A 13,511-nucleotide genomic window follows, 5' to 3' on the forward strand; every position below is an offset into this window, starting at 1 on the left:
AATCACCCATCAACTCATTGCTTCCTATCTAATTTACAAAACACCAAAATATTTCAAAATAATCGTCAAAACCATCATCGTGATGATTAACGCCGCCGCATGTTTACCTTGGTTCTTTTTCAAAATGCGGTAAACGATAAAGGTAACCAGCAAGCTAAGGAAAGATGGCATAATCTTATCCAGCATTTCTTGAACGGCGATTACATTTCCGCCGACATCGCCAGTAACGTTAGACTTAACTGCAATTTCCAGCGGAGTGACTACCTTGATGACACTGGCAATCAATGAGCCTACCACCATCAACCCCACAACATTGGCCATAGTTGAAATACGATGAATAATATCACTGTTTTGATTTTCATTCAGAAATTCAATCCCTTTACGGTAGCCGTAGATCACCGCAAAATATCGGCCAACAATATTGACTACGTTATACATGATAAACATGAAGATTGGTCCGATAATACTGCCGCTTAAGGCGAATGATGCCCCGATACTTCCCACAATCGGTACCCAGGTAAACTTCACTAAGCTGTCCCCTAAACCGGCTAATGGTCCCATCAACCCAGTTTTCAGCGGATTGATCCCCTCTTTTTCGTCTGGTCCAGTGGCTTCCTCCATGGCAGCAGTCAATCCAAGAATCGCCGCATCGCCATTGACATGGGAATTGTAGAAAACCGTGTGGCGCAGCATAGCCTGCCGCAAGTCTTCCTTGTCAGGATAAATCTTTTCCAATGCCGGTGAAATAGCTCGCAGAAAACCGACTCCTTGCAGCGTTTCATAATTCAACGGAATTCTCATAGTATTTAAGCGTAAGAACATGACCCAAAGATCTTTTTGCGTTAATTTTTGCTCCATTATAAATCATACTCCTCATCATCAAAATTTTGCGCTTCAACTGTTACCACTTCTGATTTCCGAGTAGCTAAATCGTACAAGTAGGCAATGACTAAGGCAATCAAGGTGATTGGCAAAACAGCAAGCTCCAAATAAGAAGCTAAAACAAACCCAAAGATCAAGAATACCCACATTTCCACCCGTTTAATCATGGACATCATCAACAGGGCAATACCCACTGCCGGGATGATTTTCCCCGCTGTCGACAAGCCATCAATTACAAAGGCTGGCAAGGAATCCACCACATTTTGAATCGCCCCTGCACCAAACTGCAAAGCGATGAAGGTTGGTACTGCTCTAGCTGCACCAGTCAAAATAGCTGGCGGATAGATCAACCATTTAGTCCCCTTCACATCTGCATCATCTGCTAAACGATGTGCCCAAGCATTTAATGAAACATTGATGGTTTCGATTAACACTAATAATTGTTGTGCCAACAAAGCAGTCGGTACCGCCAGCGTCACCGCTGTTGCAACGGTTGCTTCAATACTGGAATCACCACGACTCATAATAGCTAAAGATGTACTAATCAATGTTCCGGTGATAATATCCGGCGCCATATAAGCACCTACGTTACCAATACCCATCCACATAATTTCCAACGTCGCCCCGATAGCTAGTCCAGCCTGCAAATCTCCCAGAATCATACCGATAATCGGTGCGATCAATAACGGTCTTCTAAATAATTTATAGCTGACATCATCGATCCCAATAAAGAAGGCAGCGATAGTAATGATTAAAGTTGTCATGCTTACAACACCTCTTTCATCTTCACGATGTTCTCACTAGGTACCATTTGAATTTCAACGTCAATCCCGCTTGCAATCAATCTTTCAAAGGAAGTTCGTTCCTCCGGCGTTAACGATACTGCTTTTGTTACTTGCGAGCGTTCCGCATTTCCCCGCATCCCGCCGACATTCAATTTATCAAATTTATATCCCGCATCTACTAAGGTTTCCACATCAAAGGGTGAAGCAAACAATAGCATCGTATTTCTGGTAATCGGATTTTTCTCAATGATTTTCAAGAATTTTTCTGGTGGAAAAATGTGCAGCTTGATATTTGGCGGCGAACTCATTTTCAACACGTTAGACTGAATTTTATCTTTTGACACTTGCTCATTTAAAATAATTACTTGTTCAATCTTATGAACATTTACCCAAGTTGTTACGACTTGACCATGGATCAAACGATCATCAATTCTACAAAATTTCACACTCATCTTCTTCTGCTCCTTCTTTAAACAATTTAGTTACGTTATTAAATCCAACTTGATAAGAACTTTCTAACGATTCCGCAATCTCGTCTAAGCTGCGGCCTCGATTGGTTAATAAATCCAGCAGCATCGGTAAATTCAATCCACTTAAAACCAGTACGTTCTCCTGCGTCAAAACCAAACGACCGCTGACATTAGAAGGCGTTCCGCCCAAAATATCCACTAAAACAACTACTCCGTTGCTGCAATCCAATTGAGCTATTTGGCCTTCCATCTCTTGAATTGCATCATCTAACGTAAAATCCATCGAAACGGTTAAAGCACCACAATTTTCCTGCTTCCCAACAATCATCTCAGCACTTTCCAGCGCATACTTGGCAAACTCCCCATGACTTGCCACTAATAAAGCTACTTCCTGACTCATGTTTCTACCCCTCTTCCAAATAGAACGTTTTCATTTCTTCAATTTGATCTCTGCTTAAACCAAGATGTTGGACAAAGTAATCATCCACTGTTGCGTATAGTTCATAAATGCGATCAATGCTGGCTTTGATAAACTCTCTACGGGTTTCAATCATCGCCATTAGATAGGCTAAATAATCTTCATTGTCGGTCAACTCACGATACAATAAATACTTATAATGGTTTCTTTCTTCTCTAATAATGCCAGTAAGAATATAATCCTGAATAATTTCTTCTTCCTTCACCCCCAGTAACAACAGCAAGAACATAGAACCCAGACCTGTTCGATCTTTGCCACCACGGCAATGATGAATCAGCGGAGCATTGTCCGTTTCAGCACAAGCCAGCAAAAATTTGCTGTAGGCTTTTTGCGCAGCTTCTGAAGTAACCAGCTCACGATAATCCTCAATCACATTTTCCCCGCGACCATTGATGTACTTGGCCTCAACCTTACCCTCTTCTAATTGCCGAACCAATTTCGCATTTTCCTCATGCAAATCAATCGCATTGGCCGCCGCCTCCGAGAAACTCGACTGGGGATCAGCATGAACATTCACTTTAACCGTCCCGATTTCTCGATTTGGATTAAGGGTCCGCTCATGTTCCGAACGATAATCAACAATTGTTTTAAGACCCATACGCTCCAGCAGCTTAACATCCGCTTCTGTCAGCTTAGATAATTGATCGCCGCGAAAAAGTAATCCCCATTTAGTCAAACGACCATCCGCTGTCTCATATCCACCCATATCTCTAACATTAATGGCTTCTTCTAACTGCACCACCCGTTCACCAAATAAATTGGTCTCAAAATCTTCACCTCTGATAAAAAAATAATACGGACCTTCCGAAGTCGGCAAGTCTAACTGAAATAGACCGGTTTCATTTTCAGCAGCCAGCTTCGTCAAGGCTTGCTTATTAGGACTATTGCCTACGAATAATTGATATTTTCGGCCGGGCTTGTTTAAGTGCCTAATTTCAATTTTATCGCTTTCTCTCTTAACTTCAATACCAGAAATCGTATACGGTTGATTGTAAATACACAATTTTTTTCTCCTCCTTTATTTCTTACTGTTATCATACATCGTGATAATTATTATTGCAATATAAATTTACGGTAATTATTACCGCTAAGAGACCTAAAAAGGCGCTCCTCTCGTGAAGAAGCGTCAAAATGATAGCGTTTTATTTGATTTATTCAACAAAAAAACTTGAAAATGATTTTCTCAACCCACATAATTTTCCAAAACTTTTTTTAATCATCCCCCACAACTTCACGGGTAGAAAAGGTATGGGCTTTAAAATCAGGATCTTTCAACAAATAGGTGGTGATCACATCAATCAAATAGACATTGGAAAATTGCGAATTGGAAAATTTTTCGTTATCAACAAAACGGGTATTGTAGACGTGAAAGCTTAAATCACTCAGCTGAGAAACCGGATTCTCGGAAAAACTGGTGATGGAAACAATTTTTGATCCTCTTTTTTTGGCACGTTCCAGTGTTTCAATAATCGAATCTGTAGTCCCCGAACTGGAAATCGCAAAATACAAATCCTCTGGTTCAGCAATGCTAGCCTGCATCAGCATCCATAACGGATCGGAATAGCTAACTGCCGGCAGCCCCATCCGCATCAAACGAATGCCAAATGTTTCCGCCGTGACACCTGAACTGCTAATCCCAATCAACACAATTTTTTTCGCTTGCTTTACGATTCGAATGAACTCGTCCATTTTTTCTTGATCGAACAAACGCTGCGTATTTTTGATTACATTTTGATAATATAAAAAAACATCATCTGCTACCCCTTGAGAAGGCAAAGTTTCTTCTGGTTCAATTTGAGCGGTGATATAAAGCTTCATATCAGAATAATTTTCACACCCGATTTTTTTAACAAAGCGGGTAATCGACGCATTGGAAGTACCGGTGTTTTTTGCCAGTTCACTAATTTTCATATTACGAATTTCATGACTAAAACGCAGGATGTAATCTGCTATCTTACGTTCCTGCCTTGAAAAATTCAAATAATCCTTTTGAATGGTCATCAATATATCCAAAGCCTTCAACTCCCTTTGATTTCTATTATTATCTTATCGGTAAATAGGTGAAAAGTACAGATTTAATCGTTCGATGTGTTTTTCCTTTTTTACCGGCTGAGGCCTGATGAATTTGAAACTGCTACCTACTATAATAGTAGAAAAACGAGCCCAGAAAAGGCGTATTCACCTTAAAAATAACTGAAAAATCTCTAACCAATCTTCAATTTATCGGTTTGCGCCCTGGGTTATAATAAATCCACCAACCCACAGGAGGCTGCAATGATACGAAAAGAACTGAGACGATTGTTTTGGAAATTTGCGGGAGTATATGTAATAGGTTTCTTATTACTATCCACGTTATCATTTATTTTGCTTAATACTAAATGGTTCCCTATCTTTCCACGCTCTAATGAGAGCATAGCTTACAATTTTATTCGTGCCTTTGACAAAATTCCAATCGTACTTTTGTATCTTCCTTTTCTGAAAAAAGAAATGTATAACAGCACAATTAACAGTCTCTTGGAGCTCCAAGATCTAACACTTGCTGAATATGTTGAGCGCTGTCAGCTAGATAAAAGCTATGTTAAACGAAAAAAAGGCAAACTGGTAATCCGATTCGCCAAGCAAGGGGAAGTATTAGACTTCATGGAAAATCATTTGCCCTCAGAACTTTTGGAAGACCCGTAGTTTCATGAATTGCAACACAAATAAGCGGCACCAAATCTGGCTGCCGCTTATTTATTTTCTAGCTTTTAACCTACTTAATATCAAAAATAAATTGCACCAAATAGCCGCCTTCGAAATCCTTATAATAACGAATCGAATGAATCTTGCCTAAGCAGTCGCTGTCGATTTCCTCTTGTAGAGCAGCTTTGTAAAAATCACCTTTAAAGCTTTTCTTGATGTATTTTTCCGGCATCTTCACCAGGTGGGTGCGCTTGTTTCCATCTTCAGTCATTTGCCGTTCAAATTCTTCCAACGGCTGATCCTCCACCGATTCAAATAAATCGCCGATGGATAGCTGAAAATTATCCATCGCAGCAGGTAGAACATCCCCGAAAAAAATAAGTCCTGGAATATTTTTTTGATTGATTTTTTTGTAGTTCATTACTTGCTCCCTCTCTTTTACTCATACCGTAATTTTATGCTAAGATGTTTCCTTTGTATAGGTTAGATTGAGCAAAAATCCAAAACTTCTTTTACCCTTCATAAAAATTTTGTATGATTAGATTAGAAAACATCGATCAAACGAGGCAATTGTCTCTTTTTTGAAAGGGAAAGGTGATGCTCATGTCTAAAAAAAGAAAAGAAAGAACTTCTACTGTCCTGACTTTTCTTGGGGTAATTGTGATGATCTTGGTAACCACTAAATTCGATGCAATGCCGACAGAATTTAACAGCACGGCTGTCTTTTGCGGATTGGGACTCATGCTGGGCACCTTGCTTCATTACTTCAAGCAAGAAGACAAAAGAAGCAGCGACGTAGAAGGCGAAGAACCTGAAATAGACTAGTACACAAAAGCAATCCTCCTAGATAAACGTCTCTATCTAAGAGGATTGCTTATTAATTAATTTGCAGTTCCTGACATCATTTTCCGCTGCACAAATTTCACACACTCCACAATCGGAATAATCGCAAAGGAACTTCCCACAACAATTCCCCATTGGAACAGATCCAGATGAGCAACCTTGAAGATATCATTCAATCCAGGGATCACGATAATCATCATCATTAAGGCAAAGGACAATAAAATGGCCCAGTTGAAGGCTTTATTTTTAAATGGTCCGACTTTGAACAACGATTGATGCACCGATTTGACATTAAAAGCATGGAATAGCTGCATCAGCCCTAAAGTCGCAAAGGCCATGGTCAATGCATCGCTGTGAACAGCATCATAACCGCTATGCACCGGCCATTGAATCGCCGACCAATAAACAAACAACACCGTAGCCGCTTCTAAAATCCCTTGGTAAATAATGCTGCTGAAGACACCGCCTGAGAATAAATTAGAGTTCCGGCCTCGTGGTTTGTTTGCCATCAAGTTATTTTCCGCTGGCTCCATCCCCAAGGCAATCGCTGGAAATGTATCGGTTACTAAATTGATCCACAACAAATGAATCGGCAATAACGTATCCCAGCCCAATAAAGTAGCAATAAATAACGTCAGAACCTCACCCAAATTGGCAGCCAATAAATACTGCACTGACTTTTGAATATTGGAAAATACTTTTCGTCCTTCTTCGACTGCAACAACAATAGTAGCAAAGTTGTCATCTGCAAGGACCATGTCCGAAGCACCTTTGGATACTTCCGTTCCGGTAATTCCCATGCCGACACCAATATCCGCCTGTTTTAAAGCCGGGGCATCGTTGACCCCATCACCAGTCATAGCAACTACTTTACCTTCTTGCTGCCAAGCCTTCACAATCCGAACCTTATGCTCAGGTGAAACCCGGGCATAAACCGAATAGTTGGTGACTTTCTTAGCAAATTCAGCTTCTGACATTTGCGCCAATTCCGCTCCAGTTAATACGGCAGCATCATCGCCAGGTTGAATAATTCCCAAGCGCCCGGCGATTGCTTCGGCGGTATCCCGATGATCTCCAGTAATCATAATTGGACGAATTCCGGCTTGTTTAGCGATGTGAACCGCTTCTGCAGCTTCCGCTCTTTCAGGATCGATCATTCCCACCAACCCAGCAAAGACTAGTTCATTTTCAATCACTGCTGATTCTAAATTAGCCGGCAGCTGATCCACATATTTATAGGCCATCCCTAAAATACGCAAAGCTTCCTTCGCCATTGAGCGATTTTTGCTTAAAATATCATTTTGACTAGCTTTATCGAAAATTTTTTCTTGGTTATTGGTCAAAATTTTATTACAACGACTAAGTAATACATCCGGCGCCCCTTTGACGGCGATCAAATAACGGCCATCGGCTTGTTGATGAATGGTACTCATCAACTTCCGCTCAGAATCAAAAGGTAAATCGGCCACTCGCGGGCTTTGAGCCAACTGATCAGCTAAACCAAACTGTTGATCGTTCCCAAATTGGACCAAAGCAGTTTCAGTTGGGTCTCCAATCAAACTGCCGTCTTGGGCAACTTTTGTATCATTGGCAAAGTTCATCACCTTCAAGGTCATGTCGTCTGCATTCAGTTTTTGATTTTTTTCAAAGAACTGTCCGTTGGAGTAAATCTTCTCTACGGTCATTTGATTCAAGGTTAAAGTTCCAGTTTTATCAGAACAAATAATATCTGTTGAACCTAGCGTTTCTACTGCAGGTAGTTTCCGGATCACCGAATTTCGTTTCGCCATCACCTGCGTACCTAAAGCTAAAATGATCGTCACAATTGCTGGCAAACCTTCAGGAATTGCCGCAACCGCCAATGATACTGAAGTTAGTAACATCTCTAATGGATCGGTTCCATTTAGCATGATTCCTACAAAGAACATAATGACCGCGATCACAATAATCGCAGCTGTCAAAAACTTGCCTAAATGATTCAAGTTGTTTTTCAGCGGTGTTTCCGTTTCATCGGCTTGTGCTAACATATCAGCAATTTTTCCAACTTCAGTGTTCATACCAGTGTTGACGATGACCCCTTTGCCCCGTCCGTAGGTGACATTGCTATTGGAATACGCCATGTTGATCCGGTCACCGATTCCGACATCTTCACCTTCGATTACTGTCAGGTCTTTTTCCACTGGTACGGATTCCCCGGTCAAAGCTGCTTCTTCAATTTTTAAAGAGCTGACTTCAATCAAACGCATATCTGCTGGTACTACATCTCCGGCTTCCAGCAAAATAATATCACCTGGAACCAGATCAGTACTTTTCACGGTTTTAGTATGGCCGTCTCTCAAGATATTCGCATTTGGTGTCGACATGTCCTTTAGAGCTTCGATCGCTGCTTCAGCTTTAGATTCTTGAACGACTCCCATGATGGCATTGATGATCACCACCAATAAAATAATAATAGCATCCACTGGTTCATGGGGCGCTGAAATCACTGCCGCCACTAACAAAACTAAAATCATCAAATCCTTAAACTGTTCGGCAAATTTTTGAATCATCGATTTCTTTTTGCCGGCGTCAAGTTCATTGTACCCGTATTCTGCCAGCCGTGCTTTGGCTTCCACCTCGGTTAAGCCTTCGGGATTACTGGCTAGTTTTCTCAACACTTCTGCTTCAGTCTGACTATAAAAAGCTTCGCTTAATTGCGTCTTTTTCTCTGCATTTTCCACGATAACTGGCTTTTCCTTTACTACGTCTACCATTAGTTCCCTCCTATGTCGTTAAAAAGGTATTCATTTTTCTTTGGAAAAATGAGTTTGTTTCTCTCCACGGATACCATTCTGCTAGACTGCTCATTATCTGTTTCTGGTCATAATTTTTTTCTGATCTCGAACGATTAACTACTGCCAAAAGCAGAACTGGCACCTATTTCGTTAATAAGGTATTCATTTTTCCTCGGAAAAATGAGTTTGATTCTCATAGCGGATACCATTCTGCTAAACTGCTCGGTGTGATTTATAGTCCTAATTTTTTTATTCTGATCGCTAATGTTCAATCACTACCAAAAGCAGAACTGGCACCTATATCGTTAATAAGGTATTCATTTTTCTACAGAAAAATGAGTTTGATCCTCTCCACGGATACCATTCTGCTAGACCTCTCGTTACCTATTCCGGATCACGAATTTTTATCTGTTCTCTAACAATTAATCACTACCAAAAGCAGAACTGGCAAAAATAAGTGAGACCCATGTACACATTCGTACATAGGTCTCACTTTTTAAGACAGCACCAGAAATTGCTTTCGGGAATGATGGTGCTGCCACAGATTCTTCTGCAAGTTACTCCCCCATGTTGGGTCGTTTTTCAGTTCTTTAAAATCGTTTGTTACTTATTCAAAATGTGAATCGCAAAGCCGCCAAATTCACCGTCTAGATAAACATTTTTCAACTTGCCATCTTCATTATAAGCAGCCGTATCCATGTTGAACGTCAGACCTTTGCCTTTCAACTCCTCTACAGCATTTTCTAAATCCGGTGTGCGCATTGCAATGTGGCCGTTTTTTCCTAAGAAGGGACTTCTCATACACTCGAAGTAATCGCCGGCGAATTCGGATTTTTGTCCGTGGCGGGGTGTTAAGTTAAAGATACTGCTTAACAAAGTTGCCAATTCTTCGGCTACCATCGCATTTTCAGTATTGATTCCGATATGTTCTAATTCAAATTTGTTTGACATTTTAGCACCTCTTATTCAGATTTTTTTACATAGGGAACATGATTAATGCGCCAACAGTTAGGGCGATTAATCGGATGAAGTATTGCGGTATGGTAAAGACCCAGAACTCTTTGGCCGAGTACTTCCCATATCCTAAGATCATGGCCGGCATTCCGTCGATTGGCAGGAAGTGGCCACACCAGCCGGAAATTACGATCGCACAAGCTGCAGCTGTTGGATCTAGACCTAAGCTGGTACATACGGCAATCGCTAGCGGCGTAAATACATACACCGTACCAATAGTTGAACCGGTTAAAGTAGCCAAAAGACTAGTTAAAATACAGAATCCGAAAATCATGATGAACGGATTCACGTTAGTACCCAACACGCCGGCAACAGTTTCACCAACTAGATTCGTTAACCCAGTACTTCCCAAAGCATCCGCCACACCAATAACACCGGCTGACATCAGGATGATTGGTGCACTTAGCGCATCTCTGATTTCAGTGAAATCAAGAACGCCTGTGATTAGAATAACAGCAACTGATAGACCGGCCATCGCATAACCAGCATCACCGATACGGCTTTGCAGCAGCATACCGACAACCGCAAAGATAAAGGCTCCATAAGTTACATTTTGTTTCCATTGCGGCAACAACGAAGCAGTCTCACCTTCAGCGGGACTGACATCTTCCGTGTCATCATCTTTAATCGGATGATCCGGCAAGAATTTGTACTGAATCAGACAATTTAATAGGAAACCCATCGATAAGAAAAAGTTGACAATAGCAAATTTAAACACAGAAACATTAATTGCTTGACCTGCCGCTCCCAAAACAGCGGTTACAATTCCATACTGTAACGCGGTGTTAAAAGGAATCAGCGGATGATTCGCCGCAAATCCAGCAGTCATAATAACCTTGGATGGCGGAAGTTTTTTACTGTAAGGCAAGGTTGAAAGCAAACCAATTGTCAATACATAGTAAGCAGTTGAACCTGTTCCGAACAAGCTGCAGCCTAACATAACAATTAAGATAATCAGTACGTAGGATTTAAATCCACCCTTATTGGTCATCGAAAACATTGCCTTTTTGAAGACCACAATGAAATTGGTTTTCTGGAGGGCCGCAATAATTGCCATAAATTCTGCCAGCATAACAATAGTAGAATTGGAGAACCCGGCAAAGGCTCCCGAAATGTCGGTAATACCAAAAATAACTAATAATAGACAGGCAAACAATGGCGGCGCACCGAACGGTAGTTTATCAATCATTATTAAAACAATCATCAAAGCGGTGATTGCTAAAGCAATAATCATTTGAATAGTCATAATATCCCCCTAGAGCTTTATTTTTACATCCCTTTTTTAAGTAGATAGAACAGCCGAAGCTATTCTATCCACCCGGTAACACAGTCTTACTTCATGCCTTTGGCTTTGTTTTCCTCTAGCACTTTTTTGATCGCTTCAATGCCTTCTTCCGGCACTTGGTTGAATGGTGCGCGGCAAGGTCCCACATTGTGTCCCAACAAACGAGTCGCTGTTTTCACGATGGTGTTTGGATTGCCGTATTTGAAGCAAGCACGGAAGCTTTGAATACTTTCATTGGCTTGTTTCGCTTCTTCAATTTTGCCTTCCATAAATAAGTCGTAAATTGAAGCCATTGTTTGTGGATATACGTTAGCGCAGCCAGCAATACCCCCAGTTCCGCCAGCTAGCAATGTCCAAATAATCAGCTGGTCGTTACCTGACAAGGTGTAAAATTTGCCGTTGGTTTTCTTTTTACCCGCATCGATATAGCCTAGAATATTGGCGAAGTTTCCGCTAGAATCTTTCGCGCCAATAATATTTTCAATTTCTGCTAATCGTCCCACTGTTGCTGGTGCCAGCGCATTGCCAGTACGTGCTGGGATATTGTACAAAACAATTGGCATATCCACTGCTTCCGCAACTGTTTTGTAATGAGTGTACAATTCTTCTTGGCTGGCTGCCGCAAAGCTAGGTGTAATAATTGATAATACATCTGCGCCAGCTGCTTGAGCCATTTTGCTTTGCTCAATTGTTTCTTTAGTTGAGATGGTTCCAGTTCCAGCATAGATTGGCACGCGACCGTTAGCTTGATCTACTACCGTTTCCACCACTAATTTCTTTTCTTCTGCCGTTAAAATGTAACCTTCACCATTAGTACCGAATGGGAAAATCCCGTGAATCCCGTTTTCGATCATCCGGTCTACTTGGGCCCGCAGCTCTTCTACGTTAATCGTTTCGTCCTCATGCATTGGTGTTAAAATCGGGGTAATAATTCCTTTTAATTCTGTCTGTTTCATTCAAATCGCTCCTCTTTTTTTGTTTTTTACTTACACTTGTCGAATAGTGGTTTATTTATACCCCTTCACCAGAGGTTGGGTTGTACAAGCCTTCTGCTTCACGTTTTTCACCAAACAGATCTTCCACTGTAAAGCGGACATATTTGACGCAAAGACGATTTTTGTAGGCATAAACTAGATGCAAGATGCCTTGGCTATCTTGATACAGGGTTGGATATTCGTGCTGCGAGTTATTGGTTTTATTTTCAATCCCGATGTAACCTTCTGCTGGTTCAAACACTCGACCGATAGGCCAGGTTTTACCAAAATCCTCCGTTACCGAAACAGCTACTGGGTTACGCAATCCCGGCCAAGCGACTTTACCGAATTCAGCATTGTTAGCTGCATTTACGTTGTAGGCTAAAGCGATTTCACCCGATTGCAACTTAATGGCACTGACACTGGCATTGTTATTTGGTAAGACTGTAGCTTGAGGTACGCTCCAGCTGTCACCGAAATCAAGGGACTCACTTGAGTACACATGATCGGCAAAGCGGCTGCGCATGAAGGCCACCAGATGTCCTTCTTCGACTTCCACCACGTTGGCGTGAACTCGACCTCTGCTGTCTGGCATCCGTACTGCTTTCCAGGTTTGACCTTGGTCATCGGATACTTGGAATTCTGTCGGGTCATTAGTTAAACCATCCGGCGAGTCTTCACACAACCAGGTGCTGAAAATCCAGCGGCCATTGCTTAAGATTTGAATCGCTTGGCGGGAGAAGGTGCCTTCGTTAGCGAATAATACTTCCGGTTCGCCCCAAGTTGCCTCTTCATCACTTGATTTTTGAACCATGATGATAGAGGTAAATTGCATATTGTCTTTACCTTCTTGACGACTTACTTGCGAAGTATAAATTAACCAAATTTGGCCATCCGGTGCTCTAAAGAAGGCAGGATTTTGTTCACTGCGGTCTTCGCCTTTGGAAACAGTCACTGGTACTGACCACACTTGGGTCTCAGGATCTAGTTTTGATACTACGATGGAGATGTCGCCGCTGCCTTCAAAGCTGCCGGCAAACCAGGCGCATAACATGCCGCCGTCGTTGGTTTCAATTAACGTTGGTGCGTGGGCGGTGTTGTTACCGCCGGTTGGAATAAGTCCAAAATCGACGTTCAAAAATTCATCACGATAGACGACACCGTTTGGTTCTGATGCCCGTACACTAGGTAATTTTGTAGCCATTTTTTTGAAATCCCCCTATATCAATTTTTATTCTTCATTAAGCGCTTGCTTAATAATTGCAAATGGGTCCCATTTGGCTGCCAAGCTCCCCACTGCCAGCTTCAATCAGCAGCGGGAAAA

Annotated in this window: 14 protein-coding genes; 2 read left to right on the forward strand and 12 right to left on the reverse strand. The window is 41.6% G+C overall.

The window, feature by feature from the left end; all coding sequences use genetic code 11:
- Window positions 1-33: 33 nt before the first annotated feature.
- The 6 genes from JZO70_RS05905 to JZO70_RS05930 form a co-directional block, all read right to left on the reverse strand.
- A complete protein-coding gene (locus JZO70_RS05905; RefSeq protein WP_207672622.1) occupies window positions 34-858 on the reverse strand; it encodes a PTS system mannose/fructose/sorbose family transporter subunit IID in 825 nt (274 codons plus the stop codon).
- Complete coding sequence (locus JZO70_RS05910) at window positions 858-1,646, reverse strand: PTS mannose/fructose/sorbose/N-acetylgalactosamine transporter subunit IIC (RefSeq protein ID WP_207672623.1); 789 nt, start codon at window positions 1,644-1,646, stop codon at window positions 858-860. Before JZO70_RS05910 ends, JZO70_RS05905 begins: the two co-directional genes overlap by 1 nt.
- 2 nt (window positions 1,647-1,648) lie before the next feature.
- On the reverse strand, window positions 1,649-2,119 hold the full coding sequence (locus tag JZO70_RS05915) for a PTS sugar transporter subunit IIB (protein WP_207672624.1): 471 nt from the start codon (window positions 2,117-2,119) through the stop codon (window positions 1,649-1,651).
- Window positions 2,100-2,537: a PTS sugar transporter subunit IIA gene (locus tag JZO70_RS05920; RefSeq protein ID WP_207672625.1), complete on the reverse strand. Its 438-nt coding sequence runs from the start codon at window positions 2,535-2,537 to the stop codon at window positions 2,100-2,102. Before JZO70_RS05920 ends, JZO70_RS05915 begins: the two co-directional genes overlap by 20 nt.
- A gap of 4 nt (window positions 2,538-2,541) precedes the next feature.
- Window positions 2,542-3,618, reverse strand: a complete 1,077-nt coding sequence (locus tag JZO70_RS05925) for a tyrosine-protein phosphatase (RefSeq protein ID WP_207672626.1) — start codon at window positions 3,616-3,618, stop codon at window positions 2,542-2,544.
- A gap of 209 nt (window positions 3,619-3,827) precedes the next feature.
- Window positions 3,828-4,628 carry a MurR/RpiR family transcriptional regulator gene (locus JZO70_RS05930; protein WP_207672627.1) on the reverse strand — a complete coding sequence of 267 codons (801 nt, stop codon included), beginning with the start codon at window positions 4,626-4,628 and terminating at the stop codon, window positions 3,828-3,830.
- Between the two features lie 261 nt (window positions 4,629-4,889).
- On the opposite strand from JZO70_RS05930, the gene JZO70_RS05935 reads away from it, so the two are divergent.
- Entirely contained in the window at window positions 4,890-5,297 is a 408-nt protein-coding gene (locus JZO70_RS05935) for a hypothetical protein (RefSeq protein WP_207672628.1), read from the forward strand.
- Window positions 5,298-5,367: 70 nt separating this feature from the next.
- On the opposite strand, the gene JZO70_RS05940 is transcribed toward JZO70_RS05935, so the two are convergent.
- Entirely contained in the window at window positions 5,368-5,718 is a 351-nt protein-coding gene (locus tag JZO70_RS05940; RefSeq protein WP_207672629.1) for a hypothetical protein, read from the reverse strand.
- Between the two features lie 182 nt (window positions 5,719-5,900).
- On the opposite strand from JZO70_RS05940, the gene JZO70_RS05945 reads away from it, so the two are divergent.
- Complete coding sequence (locus tag JZO70_RS05945; protein ID WP_207672630.1) at window positions 5,901-6,122, forward strand: hypothetical protein; 222 nt, start codon at window positions 5,901-5,903, stop codon at window positions 6,120-6,122.
- 56 nt (window positions 6,123-6,178) lie between these two features.
- On the opposite strand, the gene JZO70_RS05950 is transcribed toward JZO70_RS05945, so the two are convergent.
- From JZO70_RS05950 to JZO70_RS05970, 5 genes are all read right to left on the reverse strand, one after another.
- Window positions 6,179-8,893 (reverse strand): cation-translocating P-type ATPase, encoded by a 2,715-nt coding sequence (locus JZO70_RS05950; RefSeq protein WP_207672631.1) that lies wholly within the window; start codon window positions 8,891-8,893, stop codon window positions 6,179-6,181.
- A 624-nt stretch (window positions 8,894-9,517) separates the two neighbouring features.
- Window positions 9,518-9,865, reverse strand: a complete 348-nt coding sequence (locus JZO70_RS05955; protein ID WP_207672632.1) for a 2-dehydro-3-deoxyphosphogluconate aldolase — start codon at window positions 9,863-9,865, stop codon at window positions 9,518-9,520.
- A 25-nt stretch (window positions 9,866-9,890) separates the two neighbouring features.
- On the reverse strand, window positions 9,891-11,174 hold the full coding sequence (locus JZO70_RS05960) for an SLC13 family permease (RefSeq protein WP_207672633.1): 1,284 nt from the start codon (window positions 11,172-11,174) through the stop codon (window positions 9,891-9,893).
- Between the two features lie 86 nt (window positions 11,175-11,260).
- Window positions 11,261-12,169, reverse strand: a complete 909-nt coding sequence (gene dapA / locus JZO70_RS05965; RefSeq protein ID WP_207672634.1) for a 4-hydroxy-tetrahydrodipicolinate synthase — start codon at window positions 12,167-12,169, stop codon at window positions 11,261-11,263.
- A 55-nt stretch (window positions 12,170-12,224) separates the two neighbouring features.
- Window positions 12,225-13,391 (reverse strand): sialidase family protein, encoded by a 1,167-nt coding sequence (locus JZO70_RS05970; protein ID WP_207672635.1) that lies wholly within the window; start codon window positions 13,389-13,391, stop codon window positions 12,225-12,227.
- Between the last annotated feature and the right edge of the window lie 120 nt (window positions 13,392-13,511).

Source organism: Candidatus Enterococcus moelleringii, from assembly GCF_017377575.1.
GTDB classification, from domain to species: domain Bacteria; phylum Bacillota; class Bacilli; order Lactobacillales; family Enterococcaceae; genus Enterococcus_A; species Enterococcus_A moelleringii.